The 22,674-nt window shown below is 72.4% G+C and carries 21 protein-coding genes; 8 read left to right on the top strand and 13 right to left on the bottom strand.

Annotated features, from left to right (window positions below; translation table 11 throughout):
- Window positions 1–256: 256 nt before the first annotated feature.
- Both ACGGAQ_RS02030 and ppc read left to right on the top strand, forming a co-directional pair.
- Window positions 257–1,270 carry a hypothetical protein gene (locus tag ACGGAQ_RS02030; protein WP_393043751.1) on the top strand — a complete coding sequence of 338 codons (1,014 nt, stop codon included), beginning with the start codon at window positions 257–259 and terminating at the stop codon, window positions 1,268–1,270.
- Window positions 1,271–1,398: 128 nt separating this feature from the next.
- Entirely contained in the window at window positions 1,399–4,185 is a 2,787-nt protein-coding gene (ppc, locus tag ACGGAQ_RS02035; protein ID WP_354854130.1) for a phosphoenolpyruvate carboxylase, read from the top strand.
- 125 nt (window positions 4,186–4,310) lie between these two features.
- Here ppc and ACGGAQ_RS02040 read toward each other — a convergent pair whose 3' ends face one another.
- On the bottom strand, window positions 4,311–5,177 hold the full coding sequence (locus tag ACGGAQ_RS02040; RefSeq protein ID WP_393043753.1) for a hypothetical protein: 867 nt from the start codon (window positions 5,175–5,177) through the stop codon (window positions 4,311–4,313).
- Window positions 5,178–5,231: 54 nt separating this feature from the next.
- On the opposite strand from ACGGAQ_RS02040, the gene ACGGAQ_RS02045 reads away from it, so the two are divergent.
- Window positions 5,232–6,380, top strand: coding sequence for a DNA recombination protein RmuC (locus ACGGAQ_RS02045; RefSeq protein ID WP_393043755.1), 1,149 nt, complete (start codon window positions 5,232–5,234; stop codon window positions 6,378–6,380).
- Window positions 6,381–6,396: 16 nt separating this feature from the next.
- Here ACGGAQ_RS02045 and ACGGAQ_RS02050 read toward each other — a convergent pair whose 3' ends face one another.
- Both ACGGAQ_RS02050 and ACGGAQ_RS02055 read right to left on the bottom strand, forming a co-directional pair.
- A complete protein-coding gene (locus ACGGAQ_RS02050) occupies window positions 6,397–6,807 on the bottom strand; it encodes a hypothetical protein (protein ID WP_393043757.1) in 411 nt (136 codons plus the stop codon).
- 102 nt (window positions 6,808–6,909) lie between these two features.
- Window positions 6,910–7,884 (bottom strand): 4-hydroxy-3-methylbut-2-enyl diphosphate reductase, encoded by a 975-nt coding sequence (locus ACGGAQ_RS02055; protein WP_393043759.1) that lies wholly within the window; start codon window positions 7,882–7,884, stop codon window positions 6,910–6,912.
- Window positions 7,885–7,997: 113 nt separating this feature from the next.
- On the opposite strand from ACGGAQ_RS02055, the gene xseA reads away from it, so the two are divergent.
- Window positions 7,998–9,293, top strand: a complete 1,296-nt coding sequence (gene xseA / locus ACGGAQ_RS02060) for an exodeoxyribonuclease VII large subunit (RefSeq protein WP_393043761.1) — start codon at window positions 7,998–8,000, stop codon at window positions 9,291–9,293.
- A 10-nt stretch (window positions 9,294–9,303) separates the two neighbouring features.
- Complete coding sequence (locus ACGGAQ_RS02065; RefSeq protein ID WP_393043763.1) at window positions 9,304–9,525, top strand: exodeoxyribonuclease VII small subunit; 222 nt, start codon at window positions 9,304–9,306, stop codon at window positions 9,523–9,525.
- 64 nt (window positions 9,526–9,589) lie between these two features.
- Here ACGGAQ_RS02065 and ACGGAQ_RS02070 read toward each other — a convergent pair whose 3' ends face one another.
- From ACGGAQ_RS02070 to ACGGAQ_RS02080, 3 genes are all read right to left on the bottom strand, one after another.
- Window positions 9,590–10,441, bottom strand: a complete 852-nt coding sequence (locus tag ACGGAQ_RS02070; RefSeq protein ID WP_393043765.1) for a hypothetical protein — start codon at window positions 10,439–10,441, stop codon at window positions 9,590–9,592.
- A gap of 233 nt (window positions 10,442–10,674) precedes the next feature.
- Window positions 10,675–11,487, bottom strand: a complete 813-nt coding sequence (locus ACGGAQ_RS02075; protein WP_393043767.1) for a hypothetical protein — start codon at window positions 11,485–11,487, stop codon at window positions 10,675–10,677.
- Window positions 11,488–11,605: 118 nt separating this feature from the next.
- On the bottom strand, window positions 11,606–12,457 hold the full coding sequence (locus tag ACGGAQ_RS02080) for a DUF4245 family protein (protein WP_393043769.1): 852 nt from the start codon (window positions 12,455–12,457) through the stop codon (window positions 11,606–11,608).
- A gap of 158 nt (window positions 12,458–12,615) precedes the next feature.
- Here ACGGAQ_RS02080 and glpX point away from each other — a divergent pair, with 158 nt between their 5' ends.
- A complete protein-coding gene (glpX, locus tag ACGGAQ_RS02085; RefSeq protein WP_393043771.1) occupies window positions 12,616–13,647 on the top strand; it encodes a class II fructose-bisphosphatase in 1,032 nt (343 codons plus the stop codon).
- A complete protein-coding gene (locus ACGGAQ_RS02090; RefSeq protein ID WP_393043773.1) occupies window positions 13,644–14,615 on the top strand; it encodes a DMT family transporter in 972 nt (323 codons plus the stop codon). Before glpX ends, ACGGAQ_RS02090 begins: the two co-directional genes overlap by 4 nt.
- A 291-nt stretch (window positions 14,616–14,906) precedes the next feature.
- On the opposite strand, the gene ACGGAQ_RS02095 is transcribed toward ACGGAQ_RS02090, so the two are convergent.
- From ACGGAQ_RS02095 to ACGGAQ_RS02125, 7 genes are all read right to left on the bottom strand, one after another.
- A complete protein-coding gene (locus tag ACGGAQ_RS02095; protein WP_393043775.1) occupies window positions 14,907–16,517 on the bottom strand; it encodes a hypothetical protein in 1,611 nt (536 codons plus the stop codon).
- Between the two features lie 65 nt (window positions 16,518–16,582).
- On the bottom strand, window positions 16,583–17,551 hold the full coding sequence (locus ACGGAQ_RS02100; RefSeq protein ID WP_393045619.1) for an NAD(P)/FAD-dependent oxidoreductase: 969 nt from the start codon (window positions 17,549–17,551) through the stop codon (window positions 16,583–16,585).
- A 105-nt stretch (window positions 17,552–17,656) separates the two neighbouring features.
- Window positions 17,657–18,310 (bottom strand): rhomboid family intramembrane serine protease, encoded by a 654-nt coding sequence (locus ACGGAQ_RS02105; protein WP_354854101.1) that lies wholly within the window; start codon window positions 18,308–18,310, stop codon window positions 17,657–17,659.
- 114 nt (window positions 18,311–18,424) lie between these two features.
- Window positions 18,425–19,105, bottom strand: coding sequence for a lytic transglycosylase domain-containing protein (locus tag ACGGAQ_RS02110; RefSeq protein WP_393043778.1), 681 nt, complete (start codon window positions 19,103–19,105; stop codon window positions 18,425–18,427).
- Window positions 19,106–19,382: 277 nt separating this feature from the next.
- Complete coding sequence (locus ACGGAQ_RS02115; protein ID WP_393043780.1) at window positions 19,383–20,798, bottom strand: PhoH family protein; 1,416 nt, start codon at window positions 20,796–20,798, stop codon at window positions 19,383–19,385.
- 390 nt (window positions 20,799–21,188) lie between these two features.
- The gene (locus ACGGAQ_RS02120; protein ID WP_007455629.1) at window positions 21,189–21,524 is read right to left on the bottom strand and encodes a hypothetical protein; all 336 of its coding nucleotides are present in this window, start codon (window positions 21,522–21,524) and stop codon (window positions 21,189–21,191) included.
- Between the two features lie 31 nt (window positions 21,525–21,555).
- Window positions 21,556–21,912, bottom strand: coding sequence for a hypothetical protein (locus tag ACGGAQ_RS02125; RefSeq protein ID WP_354854093.1), 357 nt, complete (start codon window positions 21,910–21,912; stop codon window positions 21,556–21,558).
- 264 nt (window positions 21,913–22,176) lie between these two features.
- Here ACGGAQ_RS02125 and ACGGAQ_RS02130 point away from each other — a divergent pair, with 264 nt between their 5' ends.
- Window positions 22,177–22,620 carry an XRE family transcriptional regulator gene (locus ACGGAQ_RS02130; RefSeq protein WP_204943358.1) on the top strand — a complete coding sequence of 148 codons (444 nt, stop codon included), beginning with the start codon at window positions 22,177–22,179 and terminating at the stop codon, window positions 22,618–22,620.
- Window positions 22,621–22,674: the final 54 nt, after the last annotated feature.

Raw genomic sequence — 22,674 nt, forward strand, 5'->3', positions numbered from 1 at the left:
GAGGTGCCGTACCGGGGGGGCGTACGGCACCTCCTTCAGGCGCGCACGAAGCGGCCCGCGACAGGTCCGGTCCAGGCGTCGGACCTCCCCGAATAGGCCCGCGTGCCCCGATCCGGCCACCCCTGACGGGTGGCTTCCGGACCAACGGAGACCATCCTCCCGAGAGGCACCCGGACGGTCTTGAAGAAAATTGCTCAACTTCGCCGCTCGCCGGGAAATGCCGCAAACAGGTTAAATGTCGCCCTAGGCTGACGTGGTGGACGAGGCGCCGGAGGTCCGGGTACGCGACTGGCTCCCCCGCACCGCCGGCCTGCTGCTCGGCACCCTCGCGCTGGCCACCGCCTTCATCGCCGCGTACGTCGGCGCCCTGCACCAGCCGCACCCCCGGGACGTGCCGGTCGGGGTGGCGACGAGCGACAAGCCCGCGCGCACGGTCCTGGCCGCCGTCCGCGACCGGACCGACAAGATCAAAGCCATCGAGTACGCCGACCCGGGCGCCGCCGACGACGGCCTGACCGCCCGCGAGGTGTACGCGGTGCTCAGCTCCGCCCCCGACGGCGGGCTCGTCCTGACCACCGCCAGCGCCAGCGCGCCGTCCGCCACCGACCTGGTCGTCCAGGTGCTCACCAGCGCCGCCCAACAGGCCGGACTGCCGCTGCGGGTGACCGACGAGGTGCCGGTTGCCGGCACCGACCCCCGCGGCCTGGTCCCCTTCTACCTGGCCATCGGGTACGTCCTCGGCGGATACCTGGCCTCGACAGTGCTCGGCATCTCCGCCGGCACCGCCCCGCGCACCCTGCGGCGCGCGGGGCTGCGCATCGGGGCGCTCGCCGTCTACAGCGTGGCGCTCGGCATCGTCGGGGCGGTGATCGTCGGCCCGGTGCTGGACGTCTGGCACCACGACCTGCCGGCCGTCGCCGGCGTCGGCATGCTGGCCGCCTTCGCCGCCGCGATGGTCGCCGCCGCGGTCCAGGGCTGGCTGGGCATCCTCGGCACCGGGCTGGTCATCCTGTTGCTGGTGGTGCTCGGCAACCCGGGCTCCGGTGGCATCTACGCCCCCGAGTTCCTGCCCACCTGGCTGCGCGGAATGCACCTGTGGAACGTGCCCGGCCTGGCCACCGACCTGATCAAGTCGGCCGTGTATTTCGACCGGCGCTCGATCGGCTGGCCGGTGACCGGTCTGGCGCTCTGGGCGGTGCTCGCGCTGGCCGCCCTGCTCGGCGCGACCCGGGTGCGGGGTCGCCGGGCGACCGACCGCGCAAGGCCCTGAAGTGATCTCCGAGGTGTTCCGTGTCACGGCGCGGCATACGGAGAGCCCCTCCTGCCAGCCGGCCCGACGCGGATACCATCCAGGGAGTCGGACAGCGCTGTCCTTCGTACTCACGTAAGGAGCGCATCGTGACCGACCAGCACGACCACGACGGCCCGGACGCCGCGCTGCGCGCTGACATCCGCCGACTCGGCACCCTGCTCGGCCAGACCCTGGCCCGCCAGGAGGGCCGCCCGCTGCTCGACCTCGTCGAGGAGATCCGCGCCCAGGTCCGCTCCGACGTCCCGGCGGCCGCCCAGCGGCTCGGCGGGCTCGACGTGACCACCGGCACCAAGCTGGCCCGCGCCTTCTCCACCTACTTCCACCTGGCCAACATCACCGAGCAGGTGCACCGCGCTCGGGACCTGCGTCGCCGCCGCGCCGTGCAGGGCGGCTGGCTGGACCAGGCGGCCAAGATGATCGCCGAGCGGGGGGTGCCGGCCGAGGAGATCGCCGCCGCGGCCCGCCGGCTGGCGGTCCGGCCGGTCTTCACCGCCCACCCGACCGAGGCGGCCCGCCGCTCGATCCTGTCCAAGCTGCGGGCCATCGCCGACGAGCTGGACACCGAGACCGCCAACGCGATCCTCTACGGCGCCAGCGACGAGGGCCCGGCCAACCGCCGGCTGGCCGAGTTGCTGGACCTGATGTGGCAGACCGACGAGCTGCGGCTCGACCGGCCCGACCCGACCGACGAGGCCCGCAACGCGATCTACTACCTGCGCGACCTGTACGCCGAGGCCGCCCCGCAGGTGCTCGACGACCTGGCCGACACGCTGCGCACCCTCGGCGTGGAGACGTCGCCGACGGCCCGCCCGCTGAGCTTCGGCACCTGGATCGGCGGCGACCGGGACGGCAACCCGTTCGTCACCCCGGCGGTCACCCGCGAGGTGCTGACCATCCAGCACGAGCACGGCATCGCGGCCACCGAGAAGGCGATGGACCACCTGATCAACGAGGTCTCGGTGTCCCGCCGACTGCGTGGGGTGTCGCTGGACCTCTCCGCCAGCCTCGCCGCCGACCTCGACGCGCTGCCCGAGGTGGCCCCCCGGTTCCGTCGGGTCAACGCCGAGGAGCCGTACCGGCTCAAGGCACGCTGCGTGAAGGCGAAGCTGGCCAACACCCGGCAGCGGCTCCGCCAGGGCACCGCCCACGTCCCGGGCCGCGACTACCGCGGCTCGGCCGAGCTGATCGCCGACCTGGACCTGCTGCGCGCCTCGCTGGCCCGCAACTCTGGGCAGCTCACCGCCGTCGGCCGGCTGGCCTCCACCATCCGGACGGTCTCCGCGTTCGGCCTGCACCTTGCGACCATGGACGTCCGGGAGCACGCCGAGGCGCACCACGCGGTGCTCGCCCAGCTGTACGAGGCCGTCGGCGAGGTGTCCGACTACCCGGCGTTGAGCCGGTTGGAACGCACCAAGCTGCTCGCCGACGAGCTGACCGGACGCCGGCCGCTGTCCACCCTGGACACCCCGCTCACCGAGCCGGCCCGCAAGACGTTCGACGTGTTCAGCACGATCCGCGAGGCGCAGGACCGGTTCGGCACCGAGGTGATCGAGTCGTACATCATCTCGATGACCCTCGGCGTGGACGACGTGCTCGCCGCCGTGGTGCTCGCCCGCGAGGCCGGGCTGGTCGACGTGCACAGCGGCCGGGCCCGGATCGGTTTCGTGCCGCTGCTGGAGACCCCGGGCGAGCTGAACGCCGGCGGCGAGATCCTCGACGAGCTGCTGTCGCTGCCCGCGTACCGGGCGCTCGTCGCGGCCCGGGGCGACGTGCAGGAGGTCATGCTCGGCTACTCCGACTCCAACAAGGAGGCCGGGATCACCACCAGCCAGTGGTCGATCCACCGGGCCCAGCGCGCGCTGCGCGACGTGGCCGCCCGGCACGGCGTACGCCTGCGGCTGTTCCACGGTCGCGGCGGCACGGTCGGCCGCGGTGGCGGCCCGACGCACGAGGCGATCCTGGCGCAGCCGTACGGCACGCTGGACGGCGCGATCAAGGTGACCGAGCAGGGCGAGGTGATCTCCGACAAGTACACCCTGCCCTCGCTGGCGCGGGAGAACCTGGAGCTGACCCTCGCCGCGGTGCTCCAGGCGACGCTCCTGCACACCGCACCCCGGCAGCCGGCCGAGATGCTGGAACGCTGGGACGCGACCATGGACGTGGTCTCCGAGTCGGCGTTCCGGTCGTACCGGTCGCTCGTCGAGGACCCGGACCTGCCGGCGTACTTCTGGGCGTCCACCCCCACCGAGCTGCTCGGCGCGCTGAACATCGGCTCCCGGCCGGCGAAGCGCCCCAACACCGGCGCCGGGCTCTCCGGGCTGCGGGCCATCCCGTGGGTGTTCGGCTGGACGCAGACCCGGCAGATCGTGCCGGGCTGGTTCGGCGTCGGCTCCGGGCTGGCCGCCGCCCGGGAGGCCGGTCTGGCGGACGTGCTCGCCGAGATGCACCGCAACTGGCACTTCTTCCGCACGTTCCTGTCGAACGTCGAGATGATGCTGACCAAGACCGACCTCAGCATCGCCCGCCGGTACGTCGAGACCCTCGTGCCGAAGAAGCTGCACCCGATCTTCGAGCAGATCGAGCGGGAGTACGAGCTGACCAAGCGCGAGGTGCTGGCGGTCACCGCCTCCCCCGCACTGCTGGAGAACTCGCCGGTGCTCCAGCGCACCCTGGCCGTCCGGGACACCTACCTGGAGCCGCTGCACCACCTCCAGGTGGCGCTGCTGCGGCAGTACCGGGAATCCGGCGCGGCCGGCCGTGCGGTGGCCACCGCCCCGGGTGGCCGACGCGCCCCGAGCGACGGCACCGCCCTGGAGCGGGCGCTGCTCACCACCGTGAACGGCATCGCCGCCGGCATGCGCAACACCGGCTGATCAGGCAGCACGGCAACGGGCCCCGGTCACCACGACCGGGGCCCGTTGCGCATGTCAGCCAGGGGGTTCAGAGGTCAGCGGCCCGCCGCTCACCAGTCACCGCCCTCAGTCAGCGCCCTCGGCGCTCACCAGTCGCCACCACCGAAGTCGCCACCGCCGAAGTCACCGCCGCCGAAGTCACCGCCACCGAAACCTCCGCCGCCGAAGTCGCCGGCGGCATAGTCACCGCCGCCGAAGTCGCCCGCCTGGTCGGCGCCACCGAAGTCGCCGCCCTGGTCGCCGTAGTCGCCACCCTGGTCGCCGCCGTCCGCGCCCTGGTCGTCGGCGTAGTCAGCGCCGTCGCCGAAGCCCTCCTGGTAGCCCTGGTCGTACCCGTAGCCCGGGTCGGCGAAGGCCGGCGAGAACAGCGCGTCGGCGATCAACATGCCGCCGAGCACACCGGCCCCCGCGCCCAACGCGGTCTTCCACCACGGCGTCGAATACCAGCCCGCCGGCACCGGCCGACCCTGGTAGCGGCCACCGGGGTAGTAGTAGGGCGTCTGCCGACCGGGCTGCGGGCCGGCCCGGAAGGTCTGCCCCTGCACATCGACCTCGCGCTCCTTGGTGAGCTGCCCGACGCCCCGCGCGGCGGCCAGCGCCGGCACCTCGGGGCCGGGATCGATCCCCAGCGCGGTCCGCGCCGCCCGGATGTACGCCAGTCCCTCCAGCGCGGTCTCCCGGGCGAGCGCGAACTGGTGCGGCGTACGCGCCTGCTCCAACTGCGAACCCGCCGCGTTGTACCGCTCACCGGCGTCGGCCAGCGCCTGACGGACCGCCGGCTCGTCGCCCTGGAGGGTCAACAGCTGACCACCGAGGCGCTCGTACCAGCGGTGCGCCTCGGCGCGGGCGTCGCCCAGCTCCGTACGCCGGCGGGCGGTGCCCTGGGCGCGGATGAGCGCCGCGGCACCGAGCGCGCCGACCAGCACGATCGCGAGGCACAGCACAAGTTCCATGTCATCGAACGTACCCCCGGGTGTCACGTCGTACCCGTCTGGCAAGCTCCGGTGATGGACGTCTCGACGCTGCTGGTGGTGATCGTGTGCCTCGGTGCCGGCGGCGCGGTGGGCTGGCTCGCGGCCCGGTCCCGGTCGGCGGCCGACATAGCCAGGCTGGATGCCACCCTGACGGCGACCCGCGAGGGCGAGGGGCGGCTGGAGCAGTCCATGCGGGCGTTGAGCTACGAGGCCACCGCGCAGTCGCAGGAGGCGGTGGCCCGTGCCGTGGCGCCGCTGCACGACAGCCTGCGCCGCTACGAGCAGCGGGTCGCCGAGCTGGAGCACGACCGGGTCGACGCGTACGCCGAGCTGCGCGAGCAGGTCCGCTCGATGAACGCGGTTTCCGGGGAGCTGCGCACCGAGACCAAGCAGCTGGTCGCCGCGCTGCGCGCGCCGCAGGTGCGGGGCCGCTGGGGTGAGCACCAACTGCGTCGGATCGTCGAGGCGGCCGGCATGCTGGAGCACTGCGACTTCTCCGAGCAGGTCACCGCCGCCACCGACGACCAGGTCGTCCGCCCGGATCTGGTGGTCCGCCTGCACGGCGGTCGGTCGGTGGTGGTGGACGCGAAGGCGCCGTTCGACGCGTACCTCACCGCGATGGAGGCCCGCGACGAGCGCGGCCGGGACACCCACCTCGACGCGCACGCCCGACACCTGCGGGGGCACGTCGACGCCCTGGCCGCCAAGTCGTACTGGACGGCGTTCGACAGCTCGCCCGAGTTCGTGGTCCTGTTCGTGCCCGCCGACCCGTTCCTCGACGTCGCGCTCCAGCGCGACCCGACGCTGTTGGAGCACGCGTTCGCCCGCAACGTGGTGCTGGCCACGCCGGCCACCCTGGTCGCCCTGCTGCGCACGGTGGCCTACTCGTGGCGGCAGGAGGCGCTGGCCCGCAACGCGGTGGCGGTGCACACCCTCGCCCGGGAGCTGTACGGCCGGCTCTCCACCCTCGGCGACCACGTGGGCAAGCTCGGCTCGTCGCTGGCCGGCGCGGTGACCGCGTACAACCGGGCGGTCGGCTCGCTGGAGGCGCGGGTGCTGGTCAGCGCCCGCAAGCTGGCCGAGCTGGGCGTCTCGGACGACGAGCTGGCGACGCCCGCCCAAGTCGAGCTGACCCCCCGCCAGCCGCAGGCGCCGGAGCTGCTGGACGACGCCGACCGCTGAATGGGCGCCGAGGTCGCTAGCGGCGGGTGGCGTTCTCGACGACGAACGGCGTGCCCTGCTGGCAGGTGGTCATCATGCCCGTCTCCACCCGACCGGTGACGGTGACCCGGGCACCGGCGGCCAGCACGTCCCGCGGGCCGCCCACCAGCAGGTAGCCATCGAGCAGCAGGCAGTTCGGTTCGACCCCGGCGGTGATCGTGCCGGTGAGTTCGGTGGCGCCGACCGGCGGCGGGACGGTGGGCCCGCCCGGCGACTTGAGCGGCGGGGAGGGCGTGATCGCCGGGGCGGGGCTGCTGGGTGACGCCGGGGTGGGTTGCCCAGCCGTTGCCGACGGCGCTCCGGGGGTGGTGGAGCCGTCCGTCCCCCCGCAGGCGCTCAGCGCCGCGCAGACGACCAGAGCGGGGACGACGAGCCGAAAGGTCCTCATGCCGCCTTCGACGCATCGGGACGGCGCGGCGTTCCCGCAGTGGTCCGTCGCTTGAGCACAGACGGCACGGTCTGGCCGCCGTGAGCCGGCGCCCGAACGGGCTCAGCCGCGGGCCGCGGCGGCCTTCATGTCCCGCTTCAGCTCCTGCGGAAGCGAGAAGGTCAGCCGCTCGTTGGCGGTGGTGATCTCCTCGACGTCGGCGAACCCGCGTGCGGCCAGATGCGCCAGCACGTCGTTGACCAGGTCCTCCGGGACGCTCGCGCCGGAGGACACCCCGACCGTGCGGGCGTCGGCCAGCCAGGCGTCGTCGATCTCGTGGGCGAAGTCGACCAGGTGACCGGCGCGGGCGCCGGCGTCCAGGGCGACCTCGACCAGCCGGACCGAGTTGGAGGAGTTCGTCGAGCCGACGACGATCACCACGTCGCACTCGGGGGCGATCTCCTTGACGACGTGCTGCCGGTTGGACGTGGCGTAGCAGATGTCGTCGCTGGGCGGGGACTGGAGCAGCGGCAGCCGGGTCTTGAGCCGGGCGACCGTCTCCAGCGTCTCGTCCACCGAGAGCGTGGTCTGGGAGAGCCAGACCACCTTCTCCGGGTCGCGGACGGTGATCTTGTCGACGCCGTCCGGGCCGTCCACGAGCTGGATGTGCGCGGGAGCCTCGCCGGCGGTGCCGATGACCTCCTCGTGCCCCTCGTGGCCGATCAGCAGAATGTCGTAGTCCTCGGCGGCGAAACGCTTCGCCTCCTGGTGCACCTTGGTGACCAGCGGGCAGGTCGCGTCGATGGCCTTCAGCGAGCGCTCCCGGGCCTGCTCGTAGACCTCGGGCGCCACGCCGTGCGCGGAGAAGATGACGGTGGCGCCCTCGGGCACCTCCTCGTTCTCCTCCACGAAGATCGCGCCCTGGGCCTCCAGGGTCTGCACGACGTGCTTGTTGTGCACGATCTGCTTGCGCACGTAGATCGGGGCGCCGTAGAGCTTCAGCGCCTCCTCGACGGTCTGCACGGCGCGATCAACACCCGCGCAGTAGCCGCGGGGCTTGGCCAGGAGCACGCGCTTGCCGGTCCGGAGATCAGTCACTCCCCCATCGTACGTGCCCGCCCCCGACCCACCACCGCCCACAACCCGGGGCCCTCGGCTCGGTGATCATGAAGTTATTGCCACGACACGCCGCCACCCAGCGCAATAACTTCATGATCAACGGGGTCCAGCGGGGTGGCCGTAGGGTGGGTTGGGTGAGTGGGGTTGGTGGGGGCGCTGCGCGGAGCAGCGCGGAGGAGCCTTGGCCGGTTCGGGTCGTTTCGCAGAAGGTCGGGGCGTGGATCGCCAAGCTGGGCTGGGTGTGGGTGGACGGGCAGGTGGCGCAGATCAGCCGCCGTCCCGGGGCCACGACTGTCTTCCTGACCCTGCGTGATCCGTCGGCCGACCTGAGCCTGACCGTCACCACCAACCGCGACGTGCTGGACGCCGGCGCTCCGGAGCTGCGCGAGGGTGCCCGGGTGGTGCTGCACGCCAAGCCGGAGTTCTACGCCGCCCGGGGCACGCTGAGCCTGCGGGCCGACGAGATCCGGCAGGTGGGGCTCGGTGAGCTGCTGGCCCGGCTGGAGAAGCTCAAGAAGCTGCTCGCCGCCGAAGGGCTGTTCGACCGGGCGCGCAAGCGCCGGCTGCCGTTCCTGCCCGGCCGGATCGGGCTGGTCACCGGCCGCGCGTCGGCCGCCGAGCGGGACGTGCTGACCAATGCCCGGCGGCGCTGGCCGGCCGTGGAGTTCCGGACGGTCAACGTGGCCGTGCAGGGCCCGTCCGCCGTACCGCAGATCATCGACGCGCTCAAGGTGCTGGACGCCGACCCGAGCATCGACGTGATCATCATCGCCCGGGGCGGTGGCGGCATCGAGGACCTGCTGCCCTTCTCTGACGAGGCGCTCTGCCGGGCCGTGTTCGCTTGCCGTACGCCGGTGGTCAGCGCCATCGGCCACGAGACGGACGCGCCGCTCGTCGACTACGTCGCCGACCTGCGGGCCTCCACCCCGACCGACGCGGCCAAGCGGGTGGTCCCCGACCTCACCGAGGAGGTACGCCTCATCGGTCAGGCCCGGCACCGACTCGAGCGGGCCGTCCGCAACCTGATCGACCGGGAGTCCCACCGCCTCGACGGCCTGCGGTCCCGGCCGGTGCTGGCCCGGCCCCAGGTGATGGTGGAGCACCGCGCGACGGAGCTGGCCGGGCTGCGTCAGCGCGCCGGCCGTTGCCTGGACCACCGGCTCGCCGGCGCCGACGACGATCTGCGGCACACCCTGGCCCGGCTGCGCGCCCTCTCCCCCGCCGCCACCCTCGACCGGGGGTACGCGATCGTGCAGCGCGCCGACGGGCACGTCGTACGGGCGGCGGCCGAGGTCGGCAAGGGCGACCCGCTGCGGGTCCGCCTCGCCGACGGTGAGCTGGCCGCGACTGTCGACGGCGACGCGGTGACCCGGACGACGGTGTGCTGAGATGGACGCGATGACTGACGACACGAAGACCGGGCCGGACGAGCGGCTCAGCTACGAGCAGGCCCGCGCCGAACTGGCCTCGGTGGTCGAGCGGCTGGAGGCCGGCGGCACGTCCCTGGAGGAGTCGCTGGCGCTCTGGGAGCGCGGCGAGGCGCTGGCGGTGATCTGCCAGCGCTGGTTGGACGGCGCTCGGGCGCGGATCGACGCCGCCCGGCAGGACCCCGCGTCCTGATCGCGGACGGGGTGGCCGAAAGCGCCGGTGGGGCGACCGAAGCCGCCCCACCGACGTACGACGGTCAGTTGAACAAGCTGTAGAGCTCGGCCGGCGCCTCGACGACCTGGTTCGCCGGCGGCTTCTGCGCGGCGGTGGCGGAACCGTAGTCGGAGTACGTCATCTTGATCTCCTGAGCGGCGGTCTGTCCGGCGGCCGGGAGCTGCAGCACCAGCTCGCTGAGCCGGCCCTGCGGGTCGACCTTCGCGGTGAACGGGACCGTCTTCGCCTGGGTGCCCAGCGCGGCGATCGTGGCGGCGTTCAGCGAGCCGGCCTCGGCGGCCTTGGTGACGTCGATGGTGCCGGCGTACGTGCCGGTGCCGGTGCTGCGGACCTCGGTGATGCCCTGGGTCAGCACCGCGCTGCCGGCCGGGTCGACCTTCTCGAAGTCGAAGCCGAGGTTCTTGTTGCCCTTGATGCGGGCCTGGTCGAGGTGCTGGTACTTGCCGAGGTTGAGCTGCTTGATGGCGGGCAGGCTGTCGGCGGTGGGCCCGGTCAGCTCCAGCTTCACCCAGCTGTCCGGCTTGGCGTGGATCACGTCGAGCTTCATCGCCAGGTCGGAGGAGGGGCCGCCGATGGAAAACTTCATCGCGGCACTCTGACTCGGCTGGTGCACCTGCCCCTCGGCGGTCGAGCCGGCGCCGGAGAGGGTGAACCGGAAGTTGCCGTTGCTGATCTCCTTGGTGGAGTCCAGCAGCGCCTGCTTGGCGTCGCCCGGCACGGGCGTGCCGGCGGACGCGCTGGGTACGCCGGACGCGCTCACCGTGGGGGACGCGGTCGATCCGGCCGTGCCGGTCGTACCGCCGGCGCAGGCGGCCAGGGCGGGCGTGAACAGGGCGGCGGCTACCAGGCCGGCACCGAGTCGTCGAACAGTCATACGTGTCTCCCAAGGGGGTCACCCGACGGCCTGGTCGGCGCCGGAAACCGGGCGACGCGGCAGCCCTTCGGCCACGCCGCGCGATCCGGGCCGAGCAACTCGCCCGGATCACTCCCTCTTTGTTCCCTGTCGACGCGTCCGACAATCACCCTTGACGTCCGGTTGTTCGCGGTGACCGGTGCGGAAAAGCAGGATCGGGGCGGCCCAGGGCCGCCCCGATCCGTCGTGCCGACCTACTTGAACAGCTCGTACGTCTCGGCCGAGGCCTCGATGACCTTGTCCGCCGGCGGCTTCTTCGCGCCGGTGCCGGTGCCGTAGCCGGCGTACCCGATCTTGATGTCGTGCGCGGCGGTCTCGCCAGCGGCCGGCACCGAGATGACCAGCTCGGTGAGGCGGCCCTGCGGGTCCAGCTTGGCCGTGAAGGGCAGCGCCTTGGCCTGCGCGCCCAGCGCCTTGACCACGTCCTCGTCGAGGGCGACCGACTCGGTGGAGGCGCTGATGTCGATCTTGCCGGCGTAGGTGCCCTCGCCGGTCTTCTGCACGTCCGTCACGCCCTTGACCAGCGTCTCGCTGTCGACCGGGTCAAGCGTCTCCGGGTCGAGCTGGAGGTCCTTGATGCCCTTGACCTTGGTCTTGTCGAGGTGCTGGTACTTGCCCTTGTTCTTCGCCATCTCGGGCACCATGGCGGCCATGGCACCGCCGATCTCCATCTTCACCCAGCTCTCCGAGTCGATGTAGATGAGGTCCATCTCCATCGACACGTCGTCGGAGGCTTCGCCCAGCTTCATGGTGAGCTGCGCGCTGTTGCTGGGCTTGTGCACCAGGCCGCCGCCGGTCAGGTCGGCGCCGGTCAGGGTGAAGGTGAAGTCGCCCTTGGCCGCCTCCTTCGTGGAGGCGAGCAGCGCCTCCTTCGGGTCGGCCGGTACGGCCGGGGCGGACGGGCTGGGCGCAGCGGCCGGCTCGGCAGCGTCGGACTTGCACGCGGCCAGGCCGGGGACGAGCAGGGTTGCGGCGAGGAAGCCGAAGCTCCACCGTCGAATGTTCACTGAGTTCTCACTTCACAGAGATGGACATGGCCCCGCCGCAGCGTGCGGACCGGACCGAGCCGAGGGAGCCTAACGGATACGCCCACCAGCGACGCGGGGGCGTATCGATGTCGGACTGTCAGCGCAACGCACCGGCGAGGTCGCGCAGCTCGTTGTCCCGGGCGTCACCGACGACGAGCACCGTGCGGGTCGGTTCCAGCAGCACCAGCGCCTGCTGGTTTCCCCGGGCCGTGTAACGCTGCCAGGTGCGCCCGGCCAGCTCCGTCGGGCCCTGTGGCTGGCTCTGGTCGGTCAGCTCGGCGGGGAGCAGCTGCTCCACCGGCACGTTGCTCTGCAGCAGCTGGACACCCCGCCCCTCCGGCGTGAGGTAGCCGATCCGCAGGTTCGCGCCACCCTCGACGCTCTGGTAACGGGCGCTGACCGTACGCCAGCCGGAGCCGAGCCCCTGCGGCTCGCTCACCGGGAAGGTGTTCGCCGACCGTGCCTGCTCGATCGCCGGGGCCGGATCGACAGTGGTGGCCTGATCGCCGCCGAGGAAGCCGCGGTAGAAAGCCAGCAGCAGCGCGATCGGGATCAGCAGCACCAACAGCGAGATCGCCATGTCCTTGGGCGACCGCTCGGCCTTGGTCGCCGCCGCTGCCACCCGTGGCGGCGGCGCGGACCGCTCACCGGTCCCGGTGGCGTCGTCGGGCCCTCCGGCGGCGTCACCCGGCACCCGCCGGGCCACCGAAGGCTGCACCGACGGGTCCGGCGCCGGCTCACCAGCAGCCGACGCCCGCTCCTCAGCGGCGAGGGCCGGTTCATCGGCAGCCGCGGCCGGCTCACCGGCGACAAGGGCGGGCTCGCCGGTGGGCGGCGCCGTCGGGCCGGTCGCGGCGGGCTCGGCGCCGGCGGGTTGGTCGACCGGCGGCTGACCACCGGGCGGCGTGCGGTCGGCGGGTACGCGGTCGGCAGGCTGTGCGGGTTCCACCCTGCCATCTTCGCAGCCGCCCGACCGGCGGTATCCGGCCCATCACCGCCCCGCGCCGACGCCCGGTCGGCCATCGTGTGAGGATCAGCGACAAAGCCGGCAGCGGGACCGCTCCGCCGTCGGCCGTCCCCGCACCGTCGCGAGGAGGAGCAGCCGTCATGACGAACACCAGGACGCGGATCCCACAGGATCTCGACCGTAACCTGGCCCTCGACCTGGTCCGGGTCACCGAGGCCGCGGCGATGGCAGCCGGCCGCTGGGTCGGCCGGGGCGACAAGGAGGGCGGCGACGGAGCCGCCGTCGACGCCATGCGCAAGCTGATCAACTCCATTCAGATGCGTGGCGTCGTGGTGATCGGCGAGGGCGAGAAGGACAACGCCCCGATGCTCTTCAACGGCGAACACGTCGGCGACGGCACCGGCCCCGAGGTGGACGTCGCGGTCGACCCGGTCGACGGCACCACCCTGATGAGCAAGGGCATGCCGAACGCCCTCGCGGTGCTCGCCGTCTCCGAGCGGGGTGCGATGTTCGACCCGAGCGCGGTCTTCTACATGGAGAAGCTCGCCGTCGGTCCCGCGTACGCCGACGTGATCGACATCAACGCCGGGGTGGCCGAGAACGTGCGCCGGATCGCCAAGGTCAAGGGCACCGACGTGTCCGAGGTGACGGTCTGCGTGCTGGACCGCAGCCGCCACGACGACCTGGTCAGCCAGATCCGCCGGACCGGGGCGGGCATCCGATTCATCTCCGACGGCGACATCGCCGGCTCCATCGCGGCGGCCCGGGGCGAGTCGGACGTCGACGTGCTGATGGGCATCGGCGGCACGCCCGAGGGCATCATCTCGGCCTGCGCGTTGAAGTGCATGGGCGGGGCGATGCAGGCCAAGCTCTGGCCGCGCGACGACGAGGAGCGGGAGAAGGCGCTCGCCGCCGGGCACGACCTGGACCGGGTGCTCGGCACCGACGATCTGGTCACCGGGGACAACTGCTTCTTCGTGGCGACCGGGGTCACCTCCGGCGACCTGCTGCGCGGGGTGCGGTACCGGGCCGGCGGCGCGTACACCCAGTCGATCGTGATGCGCTCGAAGAGCGGCACCATCCGGGTGATCGACTCGTACCACCGGCTGGAGAAGCTGGCGCTCTACTCCGCCATCGACTTCGACGGTCGACCGCTGGCCGAGCAGGAGTGACCACCGCCGGCACCGCGACACCGCAGACCCTCTCTGCGACCCGTCGGACCGCCGGTGTCGCGCTGGCGTCGGTCTCCGGGGTCGCGGTGGCGGTGCAGTCCCGCATCAACGGCGAGTTGGGCGTACGCCTGGCCGACGGCTTCGCCGCCGCGGTGGTCTCGTTCGGGTTGGGCCTGCTGGTGCTGCTCGTGCTGGTGCCTGCCACCCCCGGCGGGCGACGAGGGCTGGTCACGCTGCGGCGTGCCCTCGCGGCCGGCGCGCTGCGGCCGTGGCAGTGCCTGGGCGGCATGTGCGGCGCGTTCCTGGTGGCCTCGCAGGGGCTCACCATCGGCACGTTGGGCGTGGCGGTCTTCACCGTGGCCGTGGTCGCCGGCCAGTCCGGCAGCAGCCTCGCCGTGGACCGGGCCGGCATCGGTCCAACCGGCCAGCAGCCGATCACCCGGCAACGGCTGGCCGGCGCGGTCCTCACCGTGCTGGCGGTCGGCCTTGCGGTCGGTGACCGGCTGAGCGCGCCGGGCGCGCTGGCGCTGGCCCTGCTGCCGCTACTGGCGGGGGTGGGCACCGCCTGGCAGCAGGCGGTCAACGGCCGGGTCCGGGCGGCGGCCGACCACACGCTGACCGCCACGCTCGTCAACTTCGCCGTGGGTACGGCCACCCTGCTCGTCGCGTTCGCCATCGACCTCGCCGTACGAGGTTGGCCGACCGGACACCTGCCGAGCGAGCCGTGGCTCTACCTGGGCGGCCCCATCGGCATCGTGTTCATCGCGATCGCCGCGGCGATCGTGCGGTTCACGGGTGTGCTGCTGCTCGGCCTGGCCACCATCGCCGGCCAGATCGTGGGGGCGGTCCTGCTGGACCTGGTGCTGCCCACCGCGGCCTCGCACCCCGGCGTGAACACCCTGCTCGGGGCCGCGCTGGCCATGGTGGCGGTGCTGATCGCCGCGCTGGCACCACCCGCCCGCCGCTGACCGACGCCGGGGTGTCGGCTCAGTCCTGGTTGGGTCGGCGCTGCCGGCTGATCCCGCCGAGCATGTCCCGGATCTCCGCAACGCCGACCAGATCCATGCCTTGACGGTAAGCAACAACACACGACCAGTGCTCCCCCGCGCGGCACGACCCGGGCCGCTTCACCCGCCATCGCTGGCAATCTTGGACACTTTCCGTTAGCTGCTAACGCAAAGTGTCCAAGATCTACCCGGTCAACTGACTCCCGCCCTGACACAACCCGCCCGCAGATACGTCCGGGGCCGCATCAGGCGTCAGCCGAGCGGCACCCGCGGCGGCAGGGGTCGATGGGGCGGATAGGGCGGCGTGTCGCGTCGGTTCTCGTCACGGGCCGAGCCGACCAACCTGGCGAGTCGGACGGCAAGCACCAGTCCCGGCACGGTGGCCAGCAGGGCCAGCGCGACGGCCACCCGGATCTGGGCCGGGTTGCCGTTCAGCCAGCCGGCCAACGGCAGCCCGGCCAGGATCGCGGTGAGCAGGAGGTCGCCCACTGTCCACCCGACCCAACGGCCCGGCGCGCTGCCGACCCACGGGACGAGGAGCAGCACCGCCACCGCCACCGCGGCCAACGGCACGACGCCGACCAGCACCGCCAACACGGTGCTCATGTCGTCGTGGCGGGACCAGGTGGCCTCCAGCACCGTCCCCGCCAGCAGCATCGTCAGCGCACCGGCGATCCCCCACCAGCGGCTACCGCCGCCACGGCGGATCGCCAGGTGACCGGCGACCACGGCGACCGCGCAGCCGAGCAGCAGCGCGAGCACGATGGCGAGCAGCAGATCCGTCTCGCGTTGCACCGGCCCGCCGTCGTCCAGCGGGGGCAGTTCGTCCGCGCCGACCAGTCCGCTGGGCTCGCCGAGGAAGCCGTCGCGCCGCCAACCGCCGTCCGCCAGACGGCGCAGGAATCCGTCCCGACCGTTGGCGACCAGCACCTCGTGGCCACCCCCGGCGTGCGGATAGACGGTCAACTCCCGTGAGGAGAAGTGCCGGCGGACGTCGCCGGGGCTCGGGTACCGGCGGGCCAGCTCCTCGCGCCGCGCGTCCGACACCTCCCAGGCCACCTGCCAGGTCACGCCGGCGTCGTCGCTCTGCTCCACCCGTAGGTGCCCACTGGCCACCCGGTAGCAGCGCCGGGGCTCGTCCGGTGCGCACGCCTGCCGGCGCGATGGATCCTGGGCGTCCAGTCGTTCCGACTCGCCGTCGGTGGCGAGCCGCCAGGTGGTCGCCCCATCGTCGCTGACCGACCACTGGCCGCCGGCCGGTTCGTCCGGCCAGCTCGTGCCGAAGCCGTCGCCGACCGAGATCGCCGGGTGGCCGTCGAGCGTCGTGGTGCCGAGCGCGTACGGGTAGCGGACCGCGCTGGTGGCGGCCACCGCCAGCACCGCCGGTGGCAGCACGATCAGCAGCCGGACCAGCCGGGCCGTTCGGTGCCGCACCGGTCGTCGCCGAGCCCGCGTCCACGCCCACCACGCCAGCCCGAGCGCCGGCAGGGTGAGCAGATCGGTCCAATCGGCCCGGACCAGCGACGGCCCCGCCAGCGCGGTCCACGCCGAGGAGGCGAGCTCAGCGGCGTACCCACTGGATTTGACGACCGCGAACCCGGCGCCCACCGCGACCAGGCCGACCTGCGCGGCCGCCCGGGCCGGCAGCCGCGGCACCAGGAGCGTCAACAGCACCGCCACCAGCGGCGGGGCGAGCACCAGGCCGGCGACGTCACTCAGCTTGCCGGTGAGCAGGCCGGGAAACGCCGCCTTCAACACGTGGTCGTTGACCAGCAGCACGACCAGCGCCAGCAGAGTGGCCGGGTGGCAGAGCCACGCCAGCGTCGTGGGTGCGCCGTCACGCGATGTCTCGGGCCCCGTCATGCCCTCAGGATCGACCCGGCGCGTCTCGGTCCGGACACGCGCCGGTGTGTGTCCGATACCGACGGTCAGCCCGCGTCGGAGGAGTGCCCGGGGAACAGGTGGGCGCTCGGGTCGATCGCGACCGCCGCGTTGTTGACCGCCGTCGCGGCCTCGCCGAAGCCGGTGGCGATGAGCCGCACCTTGCCCGGATATTCGGTGATGTCGCCGGCCGCGAAGACCCTCGGCAGGTTCGTCGCCATGGCGCTGTCCACCAGGATGTGCCGGCGGTCCAGCCGCAGGCCCCACTCGGCGAGCGGGCCCAGGTCGGCGGTGAAGCCGAGGGCGGCGACGACCGTGTCCACCGGCAGGGTCTCGGCCGCGCCACCGCGTACGGTCACCTCGGCGCCGGTCACCGTGGCGTCGCCGATCAGGCGGGTGACCTCGGCGTTGACCACCACCCGCACCGGCAGCGACAGCACCCGGGCGACCGTCGAGGCGTGTGCCCGGAACTTCTCCCGCCGGTGCACCAGGGTCACCGAGCGGGCCAGCGGTTGCAGGGCCAGCGCCCAGTCGAAGGCGGAGTCGCCGCCGCCGACGATGAGCACGTCCCGGTCGGTCAGCTCGGCCGGGTCGGTGACGAAGTAGACGATGCCGGCGCCGGGAGCGCCGTCGGCGCAGGGCAGTGGCCGTGGGCTGAAGCTGCCGAGCCCGCCGGTGACCACGACCGCGCCACAGCCGAGCTGCTCGCCGCCGGCCAGGCCGAGCACCGGCCGGTCATCGGCGTACGACAGCTTCTCGGCCCTCGTGCCGAGCAGGTACTGCGGGTTGAAGGGCGCCGCCTGGGCGACCAGGTTGGCGACCAGGTCGCGGCCCTTCACGGCGGGGAAGCCGGCCACGTCCAGGATCAACTTCTCCGGGTACATGGCGGTGACCTGGCCGCCCGGCTCCGGAAGCGCGTCGATCACCGCCACGGACAACCCTCGGAACCCGGCGTAGTACGCGGCGAAGAGGCCGGCTGGACCGGCCCCGATCACGGCGACATCGACCTCGCGCATGGCGTACCGTCGCTTTCCGCTCACGGATCAACGCTTGCTGATCTCGACGGTAGGCGGGGCGCAGCGGTCCGGCAAGCATGTCCCAGGGGCGCGCCGAGGAGCAGGTCAGGGCAGGCTGAGGGTGGACCCCGAGTAGTCCGGGCCGTCCACGGCCGGCCGACGACGGCGGAACAGGATCGCCGCCACCACGCCACCGAGCAGCCCGAACAGGTGGCCCTGCCAGGAGATCCGCTCGTCGGTGGGGAGGATGCCGACCAGTTGCCAGCCGTAGAGCAGACCGACGAGCAGGAAGACGGCGAAGTTCCACCAACTGCGCTCGACGATGCCGCGGGTGAGCAGGATGCCCAGGTAACCGAAGATCACCCCGCTGGCGCCGACCACCACCGAGTTGGGCGAGCCGGTGAACCAGACCCCGAGCCCGCTGACCAGGATGATGATCAGGGTCGACCAGAGGAACCGGCGGGCACCGGCGGCCAGCACGAAGGTGCCCAGCAGGATCAGCGGGATGCTGTTGCTGTAGAGGTGGTCGAAGCCGTGGTGCAGGAACGGCGAGAAGAAGACCCCGTCCAGGCCGTCGATGCGGTGCGGGATGATGCCGGCGGTCGCGTCCAGGCCGAACGCGAGCCCCTGGTCGACGGCTTCGATGAGAAACAGGAACGGGACCACCGCGCACATGGCGACGAAGGCCCGGCCGAGGGCGGCGTAGAACGCCTCGGTGCCGAACCGGTAGGGGTCGCCGTTGGGCGGTGGCAGGGTCACCCCCCAACTGCTATCAGCAAAAGGGGCCGACCGCCACTCGCGTCCCGCCCACGCACCGGGCGTACGCACGACGGCGGGGCGGGTAGTCGCCCACCCGCCCCGCCGTTCGCGACGTCAGTAGTTGCCGTTGTTCTGGAAATTGCTCCAGGCGCCACAGGGCGTCTTGTACCGACCCTTGATGTAGCCCAGCCCCCACTTGATCTGGGTGGCCGGGTTCGTCCGCCAGTCGTCCGCGATCGAGCCCATCTTGCTGCCCGGCAACGACTGCGGGATGCCGTACGCGCCGGAGGAGGAGTTGCTGGCCTTGTGGTTCCAGCCGCTCTCCTTGGTCCAGAGCTTCTCCAGGCAGGGGAACTCGGCGATGCCGAAGCCCGCCTCGATCATCAGCGCGCAGCCGATCTTGCGGTTGCCGCTGTACTCCTCGCAGGACGCCGGGATCTCCCCGTCGTACGGCTTGGCGACCTCCTTGGCGGCGGCCTCGCGTTCGCGCTTGCGCGACGCCGCGGCGGCCTCGGCGCGGCGGGCCCGCTCGGCGGCCTCCTTGGCGGCCTGAGCCGCCCGCAGCTTGGCCTGGTACTCGGCGGCCCGCTGCCGGGCGAACGCGACCTGGTGGCTGGCCTGGCGCTCGCGCTGGTAGGCGAAGTCGATCCGGTCGACCTCGACGCTTTCCTGCGCGGCCAGTCCCTGTTGCTGGGTTTCCCGGTCTTGGCCCAGATAGAAGCCACCGGCGACGCCCACGGAGAGCAGCGCGACAGCGGCCGTACGGGCGCCCAACCGGCTCCACAGCCGACTCACGAAGTGGTCCCTTCGTTGGGGGCAAGGACACGACGCGGCGCCAGGCCAGGTGGCCCTCAGCCGTGCCGTGAGCGCCCCGACCGGTGAGCCGGTCGCGCCGACGCACCGACCGTCACCGATGCCGCCCAGAGCCTGGACGAACGATCACCAACGATGCCTGTGGTGCGTGGGCGCTCGTGGGACACCATCGCGCACAGTGAGACTGATGGGAAACCAACCGGCATGTTTGTGATCTGCGCCACATCCAGAATCTGGACGAAAGCCTACAAAGTGCCCATTACAATGGGATGTCCTCCAGGAGGTCAGTCACCATCGCGGCGATCGGCGAGCGCTCCGACCGGCTGAGCGTGACGTGGGCGAAGAGGGGATGACCCTTCAACGCCTCGATCACCGCCGTCACGCCGTCATGTCGGCCGACCCGCAGATTGTCCCGCTGGGCGACATCGTGGGTGAGCACCACCCGCGAGCCCTGCCCGATCCGGGACAGCACGGTCAGCAGCACGCCGCGCTCCAACGACTGGGCCTCGTCCACGATCACGAAGGCGTCGTGCAGGCTGCGCCCCCGGATGTGGGTCAGCGGCAGCACCTCGAGGATGCCCCGCGAGGTGACCTCCTCCAGCACGTTCTCGTGCACCACCGCGCCGAGCGTGTCGAAGACCGCCTGCGCCCACGGCGACATCTTCTCCGACTCCGACCCGGGCAGATAGCCCAGCTCCTGACCGCCGACGGCGTACAGCGGACGGAAGACGATCACCTTCTTGTGCCGGCGACGCTCCATCACCGCCTCCAGCCCGGCGCAGAGCGCCAACGCCGACTTGCCGGTGCCGGCCCGCCCACCCAGCGAGACGATCCCGATCGTCTCGTCGAGCAGCAGGTCGAGGGCGACGCGCTGCTCGGCCGAGCGGCCGTGCAGGCCGAACGCCTCCCGGTCGCCCCGAACCAACCGGACGGACTTGTCCGGCAGCACCCGGCCCAGCGCGGAGCCGCGCGACGAGTGCAGCACCAGACCGGTGTGGCAGGGCAGACCCGCCGCCTCGTCGACGTCGAGCGTGTCGCCGGCGTACAGCGCGGAGATCTGCTCCTCGCCCAACTCCAGCTCGGACATGCCGGTCCAGGTCGGGTCGCTGGCCTGGCCGTGGCGGTACTCGTCGGCGCGCAGACCCACCGAGGCTGCCTTGACCCGCAGCGGCATGTCCTTGCTGACCAGCGTGACGTCCCGGCCCTCGGCGGCGAGGTTGAGCGCCACGGAGAGGATCCGGGCGTCGTTGCTCTCGGTGCGGAACCCGGGAGGCAGCACGCCGTCGTCGGTGTGGTTCAGCTCCACCCGCAGCGTGCCGCCGGCGTCGTTGGCGGGCACCGGCGTGTCCAGCCGGCCGTGCCGGATCCGCAGCTCGTCCAGCATGCGCAGCGACTGCCGGGCAAACCAGCCCAACTCCGGGTGGTGCCGCTTGCCCTCCAGCTCGGTGATGACCACCAGCGGCAGCACCACCTCGTGCTCGGCGAAGCGGTGGAACGCCGCCGGATCGGACAACAGCACGGACGTGTCCAGAACGAACGCCTGGCCCGCTGGTCGCGGCTCCTTGGGGTTGGCCGGCGCGGTTGCCGCGCTACGGCGGCTCCGGGGGGCACGGCGGGTCGTGGCAGTCGCGGCCGGGGTCTGGTCGGCACCGGCGGTGGTACGGCGAGTCGTCACAGGCCTGCTCCGACGGATGGGCACCCGGCCACCCGTGTTCCGCCTCGTCCGGTGCCCGGGGACACGGGGTCGGATGCGGAACCCCGTGCGCGAGGTCGCAGATCCGGGCGGACCGGCTGGCCCGGGAGAACCCCGTGCCATGCCTAGACGCTAGCGGCGGCGGACCGTCCCGGCTAGGGGCGATCGTGGATCTCCAGCAACGGCGACCCGCGAAGCCGGCGGCACGGTGCGGCAAGCCGGCCGGGATGCATGCCCCCTGCGCGCATCCCGGCCGGCGGGGCCACCGTCACCGGTCTGACGTGGCCCCGACGGTGCGTGTCCGCCGCGGACGACGCACCGCGTTCCTCGGCGCCGGTCGGCGGGACCGCTCGCGGCGGCCCGCCGGCCGGCTCAGCCGGTCCGTCGGACGAGCGTGCCGGTCGGGTGCCGCCCGGTGATGGGGGCGGCCGGCGCGGTGAACGACGAGCCGGTGTACGTGGTGCCGGGGCGGGCCACCGTGCCGGCGGAGCGGACGGCCCCCGCCGAGGAGACCGACAGGGCGGAGGCGATCGCCGCCTGGGCGTCGCGTCGACGCCGGTTCCAGGCGCCCCGGTCACCGTCGAAGTAGCCCTGCCGGTAGCCGAAGCGGTAGCCGATGCGGTAGCTGAGCTGCCCGTGCAGCCGGCCGGCCGCGTAGCTGGTGGCACCAAGCACCAGGACGAGGAAGACCACGAGGAACGGGCTCATCGGGCGGCCCCGACCCGGCCCGGACGCCGCCTCATCGTTCCTCCGGCTCGACCGCGGTGGGGTCGATGGTGGGATCCGCGACCAGCAGCCGGTCCAAGTCGTCCGTACTGACCTCCTCGACCAGTTCGACGCTGATCCGGCAGCCGTCCACCACGACCTCGGCGACGGAGGAGCGGCGAATCTCCCCGCCGGCGTCGTAGACCCGGACGCTCAACTCGGGGCAGCCGAGGTGGGTACGCCAGGCGTTCCACTCGGTGCGGTCGCCCACGCTCAGCGACAGGTATCGGCAGCCTCGGGCGAGATAGAGGCGCCACGGGGCACTCAGCCCCGCGGCCACTCCCTCGGCGATCAGCCCGAAGGCCTGGGCTCGGGTGGCGAGCTCGGTCACCACACCCCCTCGGCGCCGGGGGCGTGACGCATGCGAGCACCAGTCGTCTCATGCACGTGACACACCGTAGATTGTCCCATGAGCGTGACAGTATCAGCTTTTCGTCCTCTTACATTCGCCACTACGGGCATCTATTCTGCCCGGGTGACACCCCTCCAGAGCGGCGCTGGATCGTTTACCGCGAATCCGAATGAGCCGTCACGTCCGCGTGACAGCAGCGTGCCTGGGCGTACGCCCGAGCCAGGCTGGCCGTACCGTCACGGGGTGACCGAGACGGCCAATGCGCGAAAGATCGCCTTCGCCACCTTCGTCCGGCGCGCCCTCGACGAGGCGCGGGCGACGCGGGCCTGGAGCGGCACCGAGGTGTCCCGACGTACCGGCGTCTCCCGGCAGACCATCAACCGGTGGGTCCGTGGGGACTGGGCGAGCGACCCCGAGGCAGAGCGCGTCGTCGCCTTCTGCGAGGGCCTGGGCCTGAATCCCGCCGCCGCCTTCGCCGCGCTCGGCTGGGACCGCACCGCGACCGGCCCCCGCGCCGGTCAGCCGGCCCCACCGATGGACCCGGACGTGGAGGCCCTGCTGCGCCGCCTCGTCGATCCGAACGTGTCGGACGCGGAGAAGTTCCACATCCGCGAAACCATTAGATACCTCGCATACCGCCCAACGTTGCCGGTCGATGTCCGAAATAGAGGCAATCAGGCAGGCTAGTTCCTCAGATGGCGAAAGAACGCCTGGTCAGGTTCATTCGTTTCCCTCCGGGGT

The sequence above is a fragment of the Micromonospora sp. NPDC047557 genome (genome assembly GCF_043205095.1).
In the GTDB taxonomy this organism is placed as follows: domain Bacteria; phylum Actinomycetota; class Actinomycetes; order Mycobacteriales; family Micromonosporaceae; genus Micromonospora.

Coding starts and splice junctions, on each gene's coding strand:
- ACGGAQ_RS02100 (WP_393045619.1), bottom strand. CDS start 17,551: ATGCGCGAGGTCGATGTCGCCGTGATCGGGGCCGGTCCAGCCGGCCTC.
- ACGGAQ_RS02045 (WP_393043755.1), top strand. CDS start 5,232: ATGGACGTCTCGACGCTGCTGGTGGTGATCGTGTGCCTCGGTGCCGGC.
- ACGGAQ_RS02095 (WP_393043775.1), bottom strand. CDS start 16,517: ATGACGGGGCCCGAGACATCGCGTGACGGCGCACCCACGACGCTGGCG.
- xseA (WP_393043761.1), top strand. CDS start 7,998: ATGATCAACGGGGTCCAGCGGGGTGGCCGTAGGGTGGGTTGGGTGAGT.
- ACGGAQ_RS02050 (WP_393043757.1), bottom strand. CDS start 6,807: ATGAGGACCTTTCGGCTCGTCGTCCCCGCTCTGGTCGTCTGCGCGGCG.
- ACGGAQ_RS02070 (WP_393043765.1), bottom strand. CDS start 10,441: ATGACTGTTCGACGACTCGGTGCCGGCCTGGTAGCCGCCGCCCTGTTC.
- ACGGAQ_RS02120 (WP_007455629.1), bottom strand. CDS start 21,524: ATGAGCCCGTTCCTCGTGGTCTTCCTCGTCCTGGTGCTTGGTGCCACC.
- ACGGAQ_RS02040 (WP_393043753.1), bottom strand. CDS start 5,177: ATGGAACTTGTGCTGTGCCTCGCGATCGTGCTGGTCGGCGCGCTCGGT.
- ACGGAQ_RS02065 (WP_393043763.1), top strand. CDS start 9,304: ATGACTGACGACACGAAGACCGGGCCGGACGAGCGGCTCAGCTACGAG.
- glpX (WP_393043771.1), top strand. CDS start 12,616: ATGACGAACACCAGGACGCGGATCCCACAGGATCTCGACCGTAACCTG.